General features: G+C 38.7%; 18 protein-coding genes. 10 read left to right on the forward strand and 8 right to left on the reverse strand.

Annotation, left to right across the window (positions count from 1 at the left end; all coding sequences use genetic code 11):
* Nucleotides 1-99 precede the first annotated feature (99 nt).
* Both ACMX9J_RS01290 and ACMX9J_RS01295 read left to right on the forward strand, forming a co-directional pair.
* Nucleotides 100-309 carry a cysteine-rich CWC family protein gene (locus ACMX9J_RS01290; protein ID WP_176344146.1) on the forward strand — a complete coding sequence of 70 codons (210 nt, stop codon included), beginning with the start codon at nucleotides 100-102 and terminating at the stop codon, nucleotides 307-309.
* Nucleotide 310: 1 nt separating this feature from the next.
* Nucleotides 311-1,249 carry a carbohydrate kinase family protein gene (locus tag ACMX9J_RS01295; protein ID WP_034265670.1) on the forward strand — a complete coding sequence of 313 codons (939 nt, stop codon included), beginning with the start codon at nucleotides 311-313 and terminating at the stop codon, nucleotides 1,247-1,249.
* Between the two features lie 24 nt (nucleotides 1,250-1,273).
* Here ACMX9J_RS01295 and cyoE read toward each other — a convergent pair whose 3' ends face one another.
* Nucleotides 1,274-2,191, reverse strand: coding sequence for a heme o synthase (gene cyoE, locus ACMX9J_RS01300; protein WP_013056789.1), 918 nt, complete (start codon nucleotides 2,189-2,191; stop codon nucleotides 1,274-1,276).
* A 391-nt stretch (nucleotides 2,192-2,582) separates the two neighbouring features.
* On the opposite strand from cyoE, the gene ACMX9J_RS01305 reads away from it, so the two are divergent.
* The 4 genes from ACMX9J_RS01305 (at nucleotide 2,583) to ACMX9J_RS01320 (ending at nucleotide 5,105) form a co-directional block, all read left to right on the forward strand.
* Nucleotides 2,583-3,197, forward strand: coding sequence for a poly-gamma-glutamate hydrolase family protein (locus ACMX9J_RS01305; protein ID WP_230624623.1), 615 nt, complete (start codon nucleotides 2,583-2,585; stop codon nucleotides 3,195-3,197).
* A 95-nt stretch (nucleotides 3,198-3,292) separates the two neighbouring features.
* The gene (locus tag ACMX9J_RS01310; protein ID WP_165573411.1) at nucleotides 3,293-3,469 is read left to right on the forward strand and encodes a hypothetical protein; all 177 of its coding nucleotides are present in this window, start codon (nucleotides 3,293-3,295) and stop codon (nucleotides 3,467-3,469) included.
* Nucleotides 3,470-3,537: 68 nt separating this feature from the next.
* A complete protein-coding gene (locus tag ACMX9J_RS01315) occupies nucleotides 3,538-4,146 on the forward strand; it encodes a methyltransferase (protein ID WP_176344145.1) in 609 nt (202 codons plus the stop codon).
* 524 nt (nucleotides 4,147-4,670) lie between these two features.
* Nucleotides 4,671-5,105, forward strand: a complete 435-nt coding sequence (locus ACMX9J_RS01320) for a MerR family transcriptional regulator (RefSeq protein WP_033578828.1) — start codon at nucleotides 4,671-4,673, stop codon at nucleotides 5,103-5,105.
* Between the two features lie 60 nt (nucleotides 5,106-5,165).
* Here the strand turns inward: ACMX9J_RS01320 and ACMX9J_RS01325 are convergent, their stop codons facing one another.
* The 3 genes from ACMX9J_RS01325 to ACMX9J_RS01335 all read right to left on the reverse strand — a co-directional run bounded on the left by ACMX9J_RS01325 (nucleotide 5,166) and on the right by ACMX9J_RS01335 (nucleotide 6,104).
* On the reverse strand, nucleotides 5,166-5,378 hold the full coding sequence (locus tag ACMX9J_RS01325) for a hypothetical protein (protein ID WP_028413567.1): 213 nt from the start codon (nucleotides 5,376-5,378) through the stop codon (nucleotides 5,166-5,168).
* Nucleotides 5,379-5,507: 129 nt separating this feature from the next.
* Nucleotides 5,508-5,654 carry a hypothetical protein gene (locus tag ACMX9J_RS01330; RefSeq protein ID WP_098626789.1) on the reverse strand — a complete coding sequence of 49 codons (147 nt, stop codon included), beginning with the start codon at nucleotides 5,652-5,654 and terminating at the stop codon, nucleotides 5,508-5,510.
* A gap of 141 nt (nucleotides 5,655-5,795) precedes the next feature.
* On the reverse strand, nucleotides 5,796-6,104 hold the full coding sequence (locus tag ACMX9J_RS01335) for a flagellar hook-associated protein FlgK (protein ID WP_013056797.1): 309 nt from the start codon (nucleotides 6,102-6,104) through the stop codon (nucleotides 5,796-5,798).
* Nucleotides 6,105-6,325: 221 nt separating this feature from the next.
* Here ACMX9J_RS01335 and ACMX9J_RS01340 point away from each other — a divergent pair, with 221 nt between their 5' ends.
* Nucleotides 6,326-6,685: a hypothetical protein gene (locus ACMX9J_RS01340; RefSeq protein ID WP_176344144.1), complete on the forward strand. Its 360-nt coding sequence runs from the start codon at nucleotides 6,326-6,328 to the stop codon at nucleotides 6,683-6,685.
* 77 nt (nucleotides 6,686-6,762) lie between these two features.
* On the forward strand, nucleotides 6,763-6,942 hold the full coding sequence (locus tag ACMX9J_RS01345; protein ID WP_028413564.1) for a small acid-soluble spore protein H: 180 nt from the start codon (nucleotides 6,763-6,765) through the stop codon (nucleotides 6,940-6,942).
* A 72-nt stretch (nucleotides 6,943-7,014) separates the two neighbouring features.
* Here the strand turns inward: ACMX9J_RS01345 and ACMX9J_RS01350 are convergent, their stop codons facing one another.
* Nucleotides 7,015-8,085, reverse strand: a complete 1,071-nt coding sequence (locus ACMX9J_RS01350; RefSeq protein WP_033578829.1) for a DUF3900 domain-containing protein — start codon at nucleotides 8,083-8,085, stop codon at nucleotides 7,015-7,017.
* A 160-nt stretch (nucleotides 8,086-8,245) separates the two neighbouring features.
* On the reverse strand, nucleotides 8,246-9,148 hold the full coding sequence (locus ACMX9J_RS01355) for a LysR family transcriptional regulator (protein WP_013056801.1): 903 nt from the start codon (nucleotides 9,146-9,148) through the stop codon (nucleotides 8,246-8,248).
* A 134-nt stretch (nucleotides 9,149-9,282) separates the two neighbouring features.
* Between ACMX9J_RS01355 and gltB the strand changes: the two genes are divergently transcribed.
* Nucleotides 9,283-13,836: a glutamate synthase large subunit gene (gene gltB / locus ACMX9J_RS01360; RefSeq protein WP_033578830.1), complete on the forward strand. Its 4,554-nt coding sequence runs from the start codon at nucleotides 9,283-9,285 to the stop codon at nucleotides 13,834-13,836.
* Nucleotides 13,837-13,852: 16 nt separating this feature from the next.
* Nucleotides 13,853-15,334: a glutamate synthase small subunit gene (gene gltD, locus ACMX9J_RS01365; RefSeq protein WP_013082931.1), complete on the forward strand. Its 1,482-nt coding sequence runs from the start codon at nucleotides 13,853-13,855 to the stop codon at nucleotides 15,332-15,334.
* A gap of 33 nt (nucleotides 15,335-15,367) precedes the next feature.
* On the opposite strand, the gene ACMX9J_RS01370 is transcribed toward gltD, so the two are convergent.
* Both ACMX9J_RS01370 and ACMX9J_RS01375 read right to left on the reverse strand, forming a co-directional pair.
* Nucleotides 15,368-15,847, reverse strand: a complete 480-nt coding sequence (locus ACMX9J_RS01370; RefSeq protein ID WP_034265689.1) for a hypothetical protein — start codon at nucleotides 15,845-15,847, stop codon at nucleotides 15,368-15,370.
* A gap of 52 nt (nucleotides 15,848-15,899) precedes the next feature.
* Complete coding sequence (locus ACMX9J_RS01375) at nucleotides 15,900-16,370, reverse strand: staygreen family protein (protein ID WP_028413560.1); 471 nt, start codon at nucleotides 16,368-16,370, stop codon at nucleotides 15,900-15,902.
* Nucleotides 16,371-16,507: the final 137 nt, after the last annotated feature.

Genomic DNA, 16,507 nt, shown 5'->3' on the forward strand with positions numbered 1-16,507 from the left:
AAACGAAAATATCAAAAAGTAGAAAGCGCATTTTAACTGCCTCTTGTATACTAATAAAGATAACTTATACAACTGCATAGAAAAAAAGGAGAGGAATTTATGGCATTTTCAGGCGATGATAGCAGATGTCCTATCTGCGGAGAGAAAAATAACTGTGCTTTTGTACAAGGCAGAGAAATAGAAAAGTGTTGGTGCATGCAGAAAGTTTTTACTCCTGATCTGTTTAAACAAATTCCTTTAGAAAGCAGAGGGAAAGCGTGTGTATGCGTCAAATGCGTTGCGAGACAGAAGGAAGAAGGTGGGGATTAACGTGAAAAAAGGAATTATTTCATACGGTGAGGCATTTATTGATTTTATCGCCAAAAATGAATCTAACACTGACTTTGACCCTTTTTTAGGAGGTACAACCGTTAATGTAGCAGTTGGAGTTCAGAAGTTAGGAGCAAAAGCATCTTATATCTGCAAGTTAGGGAGTGATGAAACAAGTGATTTTGTAAGAAAGAAGCTTTTAATTGAAGGAGTAAACCAAAGCGGCTGTGTAACTTCGGTGACGAAAAAAGTTTGTGAAGTGTATGTACATAAAAGTAAAGAAGGAGATCGTTACTTTCATTCCTACATAGATTCTACCCCTCATGAGCAAGTGTATAAATATGAGCTGCAGGAAGCTCTATTTGAGAAGGCAGCGATTTTTTATTTTGGATCAGGCACTTTGTTTCATCCGATTTCCCAGGAAACTACAAGAGAAGCTGTGAGGCTCGCAAAAAAATATCGTATGCTGGTAGCTTTTGATCCGAATATTCGAATGAAAAGATGGGAAAGTGAAGCAGCATGTAGAAATATTGTAACATCGTTTTTGTACGAAACAGATATTTTGAAAATCTCTCAAGATGAGCTCCTATTTTTGATGAATTCAACAGATCTGACAGAAAGCCTAGAAAAACTGAGAGCGTATCATATTCCGTTCGTATGGGTCACTCAAGGAGAAAAGGGCGCAGTAGCCGTTACTGCAAATCAAACGCTTCATGTGAGTGCAAAAAAAGTACAGGCGATAGACACGACGGGAGCGGGGGATGCATTTATGGCAGGAATTCTCTGGTGTATTCACGAAAAAGGTTTGCCTGAACGTGAGGAGTCATGTAAGCAGTACACAATGTTTGCCAACGCGTTAGGTGGAGCAGTTTCGGCGAGATACGGAGGAATAATTTCACTGAAAGCAAAAGAAGTATCTAGTATAAAAGCAGGTAGCTGATAGCTACCTGCTTTTGAACGTTTATTATTTAAAAAATGACAGTATAATCATAAGGGCAAAAATAATCGTAAGGTGGTTCAATGAGAACACAAACATTAAAGTAGCCCATTTTGTATCTTCTAATTTTTTAAATCCAACAATTCCAAGAAGCATCCACACGAGTGTTAAACCGAACATTGTAAATGCGATAATTTTACTAAACGATAAAAATAAGAACGATGCCGCTAGTAAAATAACTAGGTATACAAGCGTTTGGACTTTGGAACGACGGATACCTTTTACTACAGGAAGCATTGGTACACCTGCGGCTTTATATTCCTCAAGTCTTCTAATCGCAATAGCGTAGAAGTGAGGAGGCTGCCATAAAAACATAAATACAAACAATCCAATTGCTACCGGATGAAATAAGTCTGGTGAAATAGCGGCCCAGCCAATGATTGGAGGCATAGCTCCAGAAATACTTCCGACTTCGGTATTATAAATGGTTGTACGTTTTGTAAGCATAGTATAAGGCACTACATAAAAGAAAAATCCTAAAATACCCATAATGGCGGCCATGTTAGAAACTAAAAATAAAATACCTACACCAATAACAAATAAAGCCAGTCCTAACCATAGAGCAAATTTAGGGTTGACCGCTCCTGTTACCGTCGGTCTGTCTTTTGTACGTTTCATGATTGCATCGATATCACGGTCATAGAAGTTATTAACTGCCCCAGCTCCTCCTACGACAAAGGATGTCCCAATTAAAGCCAAAATAATGATAGGAATTTGTGTCACAAAGCTTAAGTCATTAACAGCAATTGCGAGACAAAGCCCAGCAACCATTCCTAGTGAGTTCGATTTAATAATCCCAGTTTTTATAATAGCACTGATTACTTCCCGGGAAAAATACTGATTGATAGGAAGTGATTCCTTTGTGATAACTTCGGTATTTTTCACAGCAATTCTCCTTTTTGAGCTTATTCTTACATGAATAAACCTAATCTTTATTAATCAACTAAACTATTTTAACAAAAAAATATCGTAATTACATCAAGGTTGCTCGTAAAATTTGTTAACATTCCTTGAACTTTTTTAAAAAACAAAGAAAAATGTCGAATTTCCGACTGAAAATAAGTACATCCTTTATTATAAGATAAAAATGGAATGCTTAAAAACGAAAATTTTGACTATCTGGTGAACTTTTAACGAGCAAGAAACTCGAACTTAATCGTACCATATTTATTGGTAATTGCAATCACATAGTATGTGATGAAAGAAAAGATGTGGTACATTAAAGAAAGAACTAATAAGTTTATTTACTATGTCTTATTCACAAGGAGGATATATGATGCCAGATAAATATGCTAGCTTCTCTGAACTTGCCTCTTATGAAGTATACAACCAAGACTACAAAATTCAATTTGAAATCAGACCTTCTAACATTATTATGCTCGCGATACACGGCGGAGGTATCGAAACTGGAACATCCGAACTTGCTGTTGGCCTAGCGGGCAACGAATACTCGTACTATATATTTGAAGGGTTAAAGAAATCAGGAAATGCCGATCTTCATATCACATCCACTCATTTTGATGAACCTCATGCGTTAACGATTATATCAAAAGAAGACTATGCAGTATCTTTTCATGGATACAACGACAAAAGTGAAAAGCATACTAAAATCGGCGGTGCTGACAAAGCGTTAAGGTCCAAAATACATGAAGCGCTTGTTTCTAAAGGCTTTAGTACAGAAATTTTATCAGATCAAGATCCTGTTTCCGGTACAAGCCCTAGAAATATAACCAATAAAACAGCTAGGCGGATGGGTGTGCAAATTGAGATAAGTAAAGCGCAAAGAGAAGCTTTTTTTTCAACTAACACGAGAAATGAACGTAAAAATTCTAAAACCCAGGAATTTTTTGAGTATATATCAGCTATTAGAAGTGCATTTCCTCTTAGATAAATCAGATACGTTTAGTATTTATTAAACAGGTTAGATTTATTACGGACATGTTTGTGGTATACATATAGTAACTACATAAACTGGAGGAGATAATCATGAAAAAGTTTGACCAAGAAGATACCCTAGAACGACTTAAAGCCTCTTATCGATATTTAAAAAGCATAGACATACCAGAAATCAGCACATTAGATGATCAAAAACGAGCGGAAGCTGTGCAGTTAATCGAAGAGATTGGTCTTAAAATATCAGAAATGCGCGTAAAAGTAGAGTGAGTAAAAAGAGAAAGAAGGACATCTGTCCTTCTTTCTCTTTTTCGACAACTATAAACAGGAGATTGGCCATGAATGAACAATATTATGACGCTTTATTAAATATAAAAACAACGGGAGAACAAAAGGGATTTAATGATTCATTTCATTACCATCGTTATGAACCCACGCCTTATAGTGCATTAGAAGCACTTTTCAGTCAGTATGAGCTAACAAGCAGCGATAGAATTGTCGACTTCGGGTGTGGGAAAGGAAGGCTGAATTTTTATGTGAACTACCTATGTAATGCCACCGCTGTAGGGATAGAAATGAATGAGCACTTCTATGAGCAGGCCCTAGATAATCAGAGGCGCTATTTAAAAAAAGCCAAGGGCCGAAAAAGTCATATTTATTTTCAGTGTTGTTTAGCCCAGGAATATAAGATTCACCCACTAGACAACTGCTTTTATTTTTTTAATCCTTTTTCAGTTCAAATTTTTATCCAAGTAGTGAACAATATTTTGCTTTCGTGGGAAGAGAATAAGCGCGAGATTGATTTAATTTTGTATTATAGTTCAGAGGATTATCTTCATCATCTCGAAAAACACCCTTCTTTCATTTTAAAAGAAGAGGTAATGCTGCCAGAGTTGAATCGTAAAAATCCATATGAACGGTTTTTGATTTATAAAGTAGCTTATTAAGACGACTCATTTACTATTTCATAAAGGTGTATCGTCGCTCGTTCTATTTAACAAATCAGCAGGGGCTAGAAAAAGACCTGCTGATTTTATTTATAACTTTTTAGAAATTAAAGCATAACACTTTATTATGTAAGCGCTTTCTGTTATAATGAAACTAGGTTGGATAGCATGCGTGGCTATCGGTGTACTCAGCGCAGGCGGGGCTAGTACAGAAAGAGAAGGCTACATACAAGTTAATAAACATTTAGTCGATAGAAATAAGAAGTCTCAAAAACAAATTTATTAATTTGTATGCTAAATCGTAAATTAACAGAAACGGCATTTATGATAAGGTTTTAGAGAAAAGAACCCAGCATATACTGTATAAGCAATTTTTTTACTCTAAAAAAGGGTAAAGAAATTGCTTATTTATTTTTAAATAAGTGCACAGCTGTTCAGATTTGTTTTGAGATATCTAGCGTTAGTGTATAATAGTAAAAAGTACGAAAAGTTGACATTGTTAATTGATTAAAGGGGATTTAAAAATGAGTGAACTGAAAATAGATGATGTAGCGAAGCAAAGCGGTTTAACAAAACGTACGATTCGTTATTATGAACAAATTGGACTGATGCCAGCACCTCCAAGAAGTGAAGGTGGATTTCGTCTGTACACGGAAGAACATGTAGAATTTTTAAAGAAAATTACGAATGCCAAAGAAGTCATGGGTTTTTCACTTCAAGAATTACAGGAATTTCTTGCTTTAAGTGATACTCTTGAAATACAAAAGATGGATTATAGGCAAGTGAAAGGAACAAGTCAACAAAAAGAAAAGTTAGAGCAAGTGTTACATACGGTAGAAGAGCAGCTCAAGCTGATTGAACAGAAAAAGAAAAACATCTTAAAAGTAGAGTCTGACCTTCTATCACTGAGAGATCGTGCTAAGGCTGCAATTGTAAAATTCGAGCAGGAAGAATCATAAAAAGCAGGCGCATTCACCAGAAGAGTGCGTCTGCTTTTATGTGTTTTATAGGGAATTTATTTATGATTGTGAAGAGTTTTCTTCTAGCTGTACCCCTAAAAGAAGTAGAATAGCCTGTATCCCGTCGGCTTTTCCGCTGTGAAAGCTTCTTGTTTCAGCATCCAAAGCTTCATTTACAGATTCCATCATATTTGATTCGTATAAGTCTAAAATCAATTGTTTTCCTTCCGGACTCAAATGCAGCTGCCCGCGTTCCTTCATTTTAAACTTCAACTTCTTCAACTCCCTTTCCCATAATACTATCAGTATACAAAATTAATAACATTTACGTAAACGTTAATTTTTGTATGTAGACAGAAGAACGTATTAAGTATAGGTACTAAGTGAGGGGAGAGATACTGGTTATCCTTTGCTTGTTTTAATGTTTGTCAGCTTATAGCCGCAAGCTGAGCATATATAGATAACGTTTTGATTGGACTGAGCAGTTAAAACGGTAGCGAGCTCTTTTTGAGAATGACAGTTAGGACAAATAACAACAGGGGATTTCATGTGATTTTCTCCTTTTCTTTTTTATAGTCGAATTTTATTTTATGTAAAGTTTAATCAAATATCCTTCGTGCTATCAAAAACGACGGAAGATATGTAAAAAAGCATTCTCGCTCAAAAGAAACGGGAATGCTTAAGGTAAGTTTAAAATCCGTCCTGGCTTGCTGTAAATGGAATGTTAAGTCTTCTTTCTACATTGCGTAAGCGCTGATTTAATCTGTTTATACGGTCAGTATGTCGCTCCACAACTCGATTTAAGCGAGTAATTTCTCTGACTTGCTCCTCATTTTGTCTCTCAAGAGCACGAATTCTTCGTTCAAATCCTCCAAGATTTTGAAGCTGCTGTCTTTCATCGTATTCTTCATGCTGTGGTACGTAAGGGGGATAGTATTGTTGAACTGAGTAATCAACTTGCTGAGGAATATATCCAGGGTTGAAATAATAAGGGTTCATTAGGGCACCGCTCCTTTTAAATAGTAACTTCAAATCAAACACGATATAACGTATGCGAAGATAAGAAAAATGCTATAGGCACATACCTAAAGACATTCTGTATTTTAAAAAAGGAAAATATTTTTAGGAGGAAAAAGGAGATAGCAAACCCTTTCTTGAATATGCAAAATAGAAAAGCTTCTTTTTTAGACACTTTATTTAAGAAAGAGGGAAAGTGACCGATGGCTCAAGGGAAACAAAAACCAGCACCTAAAATAGAAGAATCAAAAGCTCCTCCTGCAAAGAAACAAAAGCCGAATAGCCGCAGCACCAAAAAAGCTCCGCCTCCTACATCGCCCTGGGTAAAAGCTGCTTCCATTTTATCTAACATTGATTTCATTCGTTTGTTTCGCGTGCTGTTTCTTGCTTTGGCGGTTGGTTTTATTGTGTATCAATATATTTTACTTACAAAAGGGGTCTTCATCAAAACATACGTAGACCTTTGGCATCATCACAAAATGATCTTGCTAGCTGGAGCTGCATTTATTATCTATACTTCTTTCATCTTTTACCTTGGCTACCGCACCGCTAAAAAGCGCTAGAACGATTATAAACGGCGAATATCATCCATTCTTTAAGCAAACCTTATATGTATATCAGCATAGAGGGGGGAAGAAACGTGGACAAGCAACGAGCAAAACAAATTGCTGATTCACCCGTTATGGCTAACGTTACGTATAACGATACGGCCGTTTATATTCAACATGTAAGCGAAGAAAATGATACGGCAAGAATTTATCCGCTAGGTCAGCCGGAAAATGAACAAAATGTTGCGGTGAGTCAATTAGTAGAGAATTAAGGTGGATAAATAGAGCTACTAGTTCAGTTAAATAAAAGGAAGAGAGCAAATACACAGCTCTCTTCCTTTTATTTATTCTTCCCATTTCTTACTGTTGATTTTCTCAATAATCCCGTGCAAATCACCTGGCTTATGAAACTCAATCGGAGACGCGCCTTTTTCAAACAGAATCGATTCCGCTTCAATTAACGCCACGTAGCGTCCGTTCACTTTTGCTAAATGAATATTTTCACCAAAATCAGCTAGCAGCCCTTTAATCTCTGTTTCGCCAAGCTTCATTTTAAGCTCTGCATCAGGGGTATGCTCGACAATATGAGCAGCGGCTTCCATGACTTGATGGGTATCTAAACGTTCTTGAAGCTCACGCTTTTCACTTGTTGCCCACAGTTCCATGTCTGATTCAAACTGTTCAAGTTCTACGCTTTCTGCTTCAAACGTTTCGCTGACGTGTTCACGCACCATATCCATCACTTGTGTTTTCATAATCTCAGGCATCGGCTCGTTGTAATCAATGAATTTCAAAAAGTCTTCAAAATAACGGGCGTGAGACGCTTGGTGGATAACGAGTTCGCTTTCTTCCACCATGCCTTCTTCAGGCATGTATGGGTATTGAATGGATTTCATGTTTTTAGTAGTAATCGCCATTTCTACGTGACGAATAAGGGTTGATTCATCTGAAATTGAAGCCACTTTTGGTTCGAAGTCACATTTTAAAATAAACACAAAAGCATGATCAAAATATTTTCTTGGAACAGCAGATACCACTAAAAATGCTCCTCCTCGAACGGCTGCAGTATCAAGGTATGCATTGATAAACTGTTCGCTGTTTTCTTCAAATTCTTCTTTGGTTGTGGCAAAACGAGTGCGGTGAAATAAATTATAATTAGGGTTTGAGTCGAGAGCGTGTCCCGGTTCAACTATAAAATACCCGAGCTTTGTAGGCACTTGTTCTGCTTTGGGGTGTCGCTCTACTTTGCGCTTTACAATTTTTTTAAATTCACCGTCTAAAAAATCTTTAATGGAACTTTCTTCATATTCTTCCGTATCAAGCGTTTGAAAATGCTTATATTGTTTAGAGGCCTGTTCTTCTTTTCCTTCTACTTGTATTACGTAAAATGATAAAAAATTAATTTTAAAATCCATAGCAGTCACCTTGTTTCTTTTTAGTCAGTTACTTCAGTATAAGAAAGAGTCCGGTAAGCGTCAATGCCTGTTAGCTTTAGGGGAAAAAGATCTATTTATACAATTGATCAGCTGAGGAATAGTGTATAAAGCAAAGAATAGGAGAGGCAGGGGGCCTCTCTTATTTATACTGCTCCAAACGTTCAAAAAAGGTTTTGACAAACTTATAAAAAATTTTATCAGAAGGTGCTAAATCACGATTTCTAGGAATAATCATTCCGACTGTCCGCTGAAGCTGCGGCGTATGAATAGGAAGTTTAGTCGTAAAACGAGGAGTCGTTTCAGACACTGTACTTTCAGGAAGAAGCGTCACGCCAATTCCTGCGGATACAAGACCTTTAATCGCATCTAAATCTTCTCCTTCAGATGAAATATTGGGCATGAATCCTGCTTGTTTGCAAGCGTCAAAGGCCATTTTATGTAAAATGAATCCTTTTGGAAATAGCACAAAATCTTCATTTCTTAAATCCCGCAGCCGAATGTTATCCCGTTCAGCGAGCGGGTGATGAGAAGGAACAAGGGCTAAAAGATTTTCAGTGAATAGAATATGCCCTTCAATACTCTGATCTTCTACAGGTACAGGGCCTAAAAAAGCGATATTGATATCTCTTTTTTTAACCGATTCAATTAAAAATTTGTACGAACCTTGTCTAAGATGAAAAGCAACATTTGGGTGCTCTTCTTTAAAGGCTGATATAATAGTAGGAAGAAGATGACTAGCAAGGCTTGTTGGAAATCCGATTTTAATCGTTCCTCTTTCGGGATCCAAGTATTCATCAATTTGTTCTTTCGCATAGTCAATAGCTTTCATAGCCGTCTCCGTATGCTCAAGAAAGACTTTTCCTATTGCTGTTAACTTGACATTTCTTCCTTCACGTTTGAATAAACTAACACCTAGCTCAGATTCCAGGTTCGCGATTTGACGGCTGATTGCTGATTGAGCTACATGCAGATATTCTGCCGCCTCAGATACGTGTTCTCTTTTTGCAACTTCCATAAAATAGCGTAATTGACGCAGTTCCATAAGCATCCTCCATCTATATATATCAAAATTAGATTAGTTTTATCTAAATTATATATTGTTTATATTGATTTGAAAACTTACAATGTAAACAGGTGATCTTAAAAAGATAAAGAAAACGAACGGGGGAGAAGAAGATGACATACAATCAAATGCCAAAAGCTCAAGGTCTCTACCGTCCTGAATTTGAGCACGATGCATGTGGAATCGGACTATACGCTCAATTGAAAGGCGTAGCGTCACATGATATCGTTAAAAAAGGACTAAACATGCTTTGCCAGCTTGACCATCGAGGCGGACAGGGAAGTGATCCGCTAACAGGAGATGGAGCTGGATTAATGGTACAAATTCCACACGCGTTCTTTAAAAAGACATGCGTTGAACTGAACTTGCCAGAAAACGGTCGTTATGGAGTTGGAATGATCTTTTTCTCAAATAATGAAGACGAGCGTCGAGAAATTGAAGCTTATATTAATAAATTAATTGAAGAAGAGGGACAAACGTTATTAGGTTGGAGAACTGTGCCTGTAAATGTCGGAAAAATCGGAAAAGTTGCAAAAGAAAGCTGTCCATACGTACGACAAGTATTTATTGGGGCAAATGACAGTATTCAAGATGACTTAGCGTTTGAGCGCAAGCTATATGTTATTCGTAAGCAAGCGGAAAATTGGGCGCAGGCACGTCAAAACCGTTTTTATTTTACAAGTCTTTCAAGCAGAACAATTGTGTACAAAGGGTTGTTAACACCTGAACAAGTGGATGCTTTTTATCTTGACCTACAAGATGAAGACTTTACTTCAGCGTTTGCTTTAGTGCATTCTCGCTTTAGCACAAACACGTTCCCAAGCTGGGAAAGAGCACATCCAAACCGTTATTTAATTCACAACGGTGAAATCAATACGCTTCGCGGTAATCAAAACTGGATGAGAGCGCGTGAACAGCAGTTTGTTTCGGACGCATTTGGTAAGGATTTGCCGAAGGTTCTTCCAATTTTAGATGCTGAAGGAAGCGACTCATCCATGTTAGATAATGCGCTAGAGTTTTTTGTATTGGCCGGCCGCAAGCCAGCCCATGCAGCGATGATGCTTATTCCAGAGCCTTGGTCTGAGAATCCGCACATGTCAAAAGAAAAACGTGCTTTCTATGAGTATCATAGCGCATTAATGGAGCCATGGGATGGTCCGACTGCTATTTCGTTTACGGATGGAAAGCAAATCGGTGCTATTTTAGACCGTAACGGTTTACGTCCAGCTCGCTATTATGTTACAAAAGATGATTACATCATACTTTCATCAGAAGTAGGCGTCATTGATGTTGAAGATGAAAATGTGTTATATAAAGATCGTTTAAGCCCAGGTAAAATGCTTCTAATCGATTTAGAAGAAGGCCGAATTATTTCAGATGAAGAAATTAAATCTGAAATGGCACAGGCTGAGCCTTATCAAGAATGGTTAGATGAACAGCTGGTAACGTTGCCAGAAGTGCAGGAAGAAAAATCTGAATACTTCGATGATTTGGTCATTCGCCAGAAGTCATTTGGCTACACGTATGAAGATATTCATAAATATTTAGTTCCAGTTATTACAGAAGGAAAAGATCCGCTTGGTTCAATGGGTAATGATACTCCATTAGCCGTGTTGTCTGATCGTCCTCAATCGCTGTTCAATTACTTTAAGCAGCTGTTTGCTCAAGTAACGAACCCACCGATTGACGCTATTCGTGAACAGTTGGTTACATCAACAATGACGTTGCTTGGTGCAGAAGGGAATTTACTGCATCCAACCAAAGAAAACATTCATCGAATTCAGCTTGAGACGCCGGTTTTAACAAACGATCAAACTCATCAGCTGAAGTCTGCCATTCATCCAGATTTCAAAAGTGCTGTTATTTCTGCGGTGTTCACAAATGATTTAAAAGCAGATCTTGATCGCGTATTTGCTGAAGCTGAAGCGGCAATTAACGCAGGCGCTAGCATTCTTGTTCTGACAGACCGTGAAGCGGGAGCTCACTCTGTAGCCATTCCAGCTTTATTAGCGGTCAGCGGGCTGCACCAGCACCTAGTGCGAAAAGGAAACCGTACAAAGGCGAGCATTGTAGTGGAAACAGGAGAAGCGCGCGAAGTGCACCATTTTGCAGCACTGATTGGTTACGGAGCAGACGCAATTAATCCATATCTTACTTTTGCAACATATCAAAATGAAATTAACGCAGGTACGTTGAACGTATCGTATGACTATGCTGTTGAGAAATATGTAAAAGCCGTTACTGAAGGTGTTGTAAAAGTAATGTCTAAAATGGGAATTTCAACGGTGCAAAGTTATCGGGGCGCACAAATTTTTGAAGCAGTTGGAATCAGTGCAGAGGTTATCGAGCAATATTTTACAGGTACTGCCTCGCAACTTGGCGGTATCGGTTTAGATGTTATTGCAAAAGAAGCGAAAACGCGTCACGACAATGCTTATGTTGAAACAATTGAGCAAACGTTAGAGTCAGGAAGCGACTTCCAGTGGAGACACACGGGCGAGCATCATGCGTTTAATCCAAAAACAATTCACACGCTGCAGTGGGCTTGCCGTAAGGGAGATTACAGCTTATTTAAAAAATTCTCTGAATCGGCTAATGAAGAACGCATCGGTTTCTTGCGCAACCTATTCTCGTTTAATGGAACGCGTTCATCTATCTCCATTGATGAAGTGGAATCAGTTGATTCGATTGTAAAACGTTTTAAATCAGGTGCTATGTCGTTTGGATCTTTAAGTCAAGAAGCTCATGAAACATTAGCGATTGCGATGAACCGTTTAGGCGCACGCAGTAACAGTGGAGAAGGTGGCGAGCACCCTAGCCGCTACACTGTGGATGAAAATGGAGATAATCGCCGCAGTGCGATTAAACAGATTGCTTCTGGCCGTTTTGGAGTGAAAAGTCATTACCTTGTGAATGCGGATGAGCTTCAAATTAAAATGGCACAAGGTGCAAAACCCGGAGAAGGCGGTCAGCTTCCAGGAAACAAAGTATATCCATGGGTAGCAGATGTGCGTGGATCAACGCCAGGAGTAGGCTTAATTTCACCTCCTCCACACCACGATATTTACTCGATTGAAGATTTAGCACAGCTTATTCATGACTTAAAAAATATAAACCGTGATGCACGAATCAGCGTCAAACTCGTTTCAAAAGCAGGAGTAGGAACGATTGCTGCCGGAGTAGCAAAAGGAGTAGCGGACGTTATCGTTATTAGCGGCTACGACGGAGGTACGGGAGCATCTCCAAAAACAAGTATTAAACATACGGGACTACCGTGGGAACTGGGCTTAGCGGAAGCTCATCAAACGCTTATGTTAAACGGTCTTCGCGAAAAGGTAGTGCTTGAAACAGACGGGAAATTAATGACGGGTAAAGATGTAGTCATGGCAGCACTTTTAGGAGCAGAAGAGTTTGGTTTTGCTACGGCGCCTTTAATTGTTTTAGGCTGTATCATGATGCGTGCGTGTCACTTAGATACATGTCCAGTTGGAGTGGCGACGCAAAACCCAGAGCTTCGTAAAAAGTTCCTAGGAGAAGCGGATCACATCGTTAACTATATGAAATTTGTTGCACAAGAAGTACGCGAAATTATGGCTGAACTTGGATTTAAAACAGTAGATGAAATGGTTGGACGTACAGACGTATTAAGCGTTAGCGAACGTGCAAAAAATCACTGGAAGGCGCAGCACTTAGACTTAACAACTCTTTTATATCAAGCTGAAGGTGTACGTACTTTTAAAACACCTCAAAACCATAAAATTGACGAATCTCTTGATATGCAAAAAATCTTGCCAGCGGTACAGCAAGCAATCGAGCATAAGTATCAAGTCGAGTTAGAACTGCCAATTTCTAATATTAACCGTGTAGCTGGAACAATTGTAGGAAGTGAAGTTACAAAACGTTACGGTGAGAAAGGTCTGCCAGAAGATACGATTACTCTTCGATTCACTGGCTCTGCAGGTCAAAGTTTTGGTGCATTTGTTCCAAAAGGAATGTCTATGTATCTAACTGGAGATGCAAATGATTATATCGGAAAAGGGTTATCAGGAGGTAAAATCATCGTTGCTCCACCTAAGGAAACAACAGCTGTGTCAGGTGAAAATGTTATCGTCGGGAACGTGGCATTTTACGGTGCAACAAGCGGTGAAGCTTATGTTAGCGGGCTAGCAGGAGAACGTTTTGCGGTTCGTAACAGCGGTGTGAACGTAGTGGTTGAAGGAATTGGCGATCATGGCTGTGAATATATGACTGGCGGACGCGTTGTCGTATTAGGTGATGTAGGTAAAAACTTCGGTGCGGGAATGTCTGGCGGTATTGCTTACGTATTTGCTGATGATCAAGAAGCATTCAAAAACCTTTGTAATAAAGACATGATTGGGTTTGAGAGCTTAAAAGGAGAAGAAGCAGAAGAAGTAAAAGAGATGATTGCAAATCACCTAAAATATACTGACAGTCATAAAGCAGCATTTGTATTAGAAAATTGGGAAGAATCGCTTTCGAAATTTGTAAAAGTGATTCCGAATGATTATAAACGCATGATGAATCGCATTGAAGAGCAAAAAGCAGCTGGGTTAACGGAAGAAGAAGCAGCTATGAGTGCGTTTGAGGAAAATGCAAAACAAGAAAAGAAAGCATCGGCAAAACAACAAGAAGCGGTAGCTCAGTAAGAAAGGGGAGAGTACGATGGGAAAACCAACAGGATTTATGGAAATCAAACGTGAAAAAGGGAAGGAACGTGACCCGTTAAAACGTTTAGGTGATTGGAAAGAGTATGCTGCTCCTTTATCTGATGAAGCGCTAAGCCGTCAAGGAGCACGATGTATGGATTGTGGCACACCTTTTTGCCACATGGGAATGGATATTAATGCTTTTACTTCTGGATGTCCAATCTATAACTTAATTCCAGAGTGGAATGATTTAGTTTATAAAGGACGCTGGAAAGAAGCTTTAGAGCGTTTAATGAAAACCAACAACTTCCCGGAGTTTACAGGGCGCGTTTGTCCTGCTCCGTGTGAAGGTTCCTGTACGCTTGCTATTTCAGACCCAGCGGTTTCAATCAAGAATATCGAACGCGCTATTATTGATAAAGGCTTTGAGAATGGGTGGATTACTCCGCGTATTCCGGAGAAAAGAACAGGCAAAAAAATTGCTGTTATTGGCTCTGGGCCAGCAGGCTTAGCGAGCGCAGATCAGCTGAATCAAGCGGGTCATTCAGTAACGGTATATGAAAGAGCAGATCGTGCCGGTGGTTTATTAACATATGGAATTCCAAATATGAAGCTAGATAAAGAAGTAGTGGAAAGACGTGTTCGCTTATTGACACAAGAAGGTATTGATTTTGTAACGAATACCGAAGTTGGAAAAGACATTACTGCTGAAGAGTTAAAAGAACAATATGATGCTGTCATTTTGTGTACAGGAGCTCAGAAGCAAAGAGATCTAGTATTAGAAGGTCGTGAAGCAAAAGGAGTTCACTTTGCAATGGACTACTTAACAACTTCAACAAAAAGCCTTTTAGATTCTAACTTCAAAGATGGTCAATTTATTGATGCTGAAGGAAAAGACGTTATTGTTATTGGAGGCGGAGACACGGGAGCTGACTGTGTAGCTACTGCTCTTCGTCAAAAATGCCGCAGTGTTGTTCAGTTTGGTAAACATCCTCAGCTTCCTGCTGAGCGTACGGCAGATAATATGTGGCCTGAATATCCACATGTATTTAATCTTGAATATGCTTATGAAGAAGCACAGGCGAAATTTGGGGACGATCCACGTGAATATTCAATTCAAACGAAAAAAATCGTGGCAGATGAGCAAGGTAATCTAAAAGAACTTCATACGGTTCAAATGGAAAAAGTAAAAGGTGAAAATGGACAGTACATCTTTACCGAAATTCCAGGAACAGAAAAAGTATGGCCAGCTCAGCTTGTCTTTATTGCGATTGGGTTTGAAGGTCCAGAGCATCCGGTTCTATCAGCGTTTGGTGTTGAAACGAAAAATCGTCGCGTAGATGCAGCGTATGGAAATTACAAAACAAATGTTGAAGGTGTTTTTGCTGCTGGTGATGCTCGTCGTGGGCAAAGTTTAATCGTATGGGCTATTCATGAAGGTCGTGAAGTAGCTAAACAAGTTGATAGCCATCTAATGGGAGCAACTGTATTACCATAACAAAAAACCGTCACAATTGTGGCGGTTTTTTGTTTATCTAGTATTTGGCACTTCATTTCCTCTACGTAAATTTTCAAATGAAACGGTTAAAATCGTGTTAGTAATTCGAACTTGTGAAACAGGGGAAACGCTGTATAAGTTAAAAAGTTCAAATATCCAGGGATCACGTTTTTTCAGCTGTCGCGCGGCTTTTTCGACGCGTTCGTTAATAGATCCGCTGTAATTGTTATAGTTATCATCAACAAATCTTACAATGGAACGAAATAAGTATTCTGTTAGTTTGCTATCCATCCCACCTCGTTGAGCATCTCTGTAGATGGACTGATACTGGCGTTTTAAAATTTTCATCACTCTGTCTACATCGCGTGTAGATCTAACTTCCTCTTCTTCATGCAGGATATAAGAAAATAAGTCTTCATTGTATCTATAAGGTTCTAAATAATTTTCATTCGTAGTAGGAACCACTGGATGGTAGTAGCGCGGCATATAGGGATAAACCCATTGACTGTACATGAGACATTCACACCTTCCTCGTTCATTTTCCATTAGTTTATGCACTAGCGTGCTAGCTGCTGCATGTTTGTTTTAAATAAAATTTAGGGGTTTGATAATAGGACCACCCTCTAAATTCTTGATAAGTCGATACAAAATAAATGTAAATCGGTGTATTTAGCAAGTCTGGATAATGTTGAAAAAATGCTTGGTCTCCGTAAAATATTGCTTCTAAAGCAAGCGGAAGCTCCCGGCGGAAAATGTGATAACGAAGCTGTGCTTGCTCGCGGCTGAACTCACCTCCGCTAACAAAAACTTCGCCTTGAATAACTGCTTGTCGGTCTGTTACGTGAAGAGCAGCTAGTACTTCATCACGCATATTTTTATCTATCGCCTTGTTGTTATATGAGCATCCGATGCTTAAAAAAAGCTGACCGGTTGTATCAGAATGAGTAAGAGTATATTTTCTTCCAGAAACCGGATAGGAGGAAGTAGCAGGGGGAATGAGAGTCGTAGAGAGTTTTGAAGAATTAAACGAACTCATAGTCATTGACACTCCTTTTTTTGAATAAATTTCAATATTATACGGCGCTATGGGCTCAGATGTGATAAATGTCTACTTTCTTTCTGCAACAAAGGCGTTTTGATGTACTTTTCGAGAAATGAATGGTAATATTTAAC

It is taken from the genome of Priestia sp. RMT2NF4, from assembly GCF_047872835.1.
GTDB lineage: Bacteria > Bacillota > Bacilli > Bacillales > Bacillaceae_H > Priestia > Priestia zanthoxyli.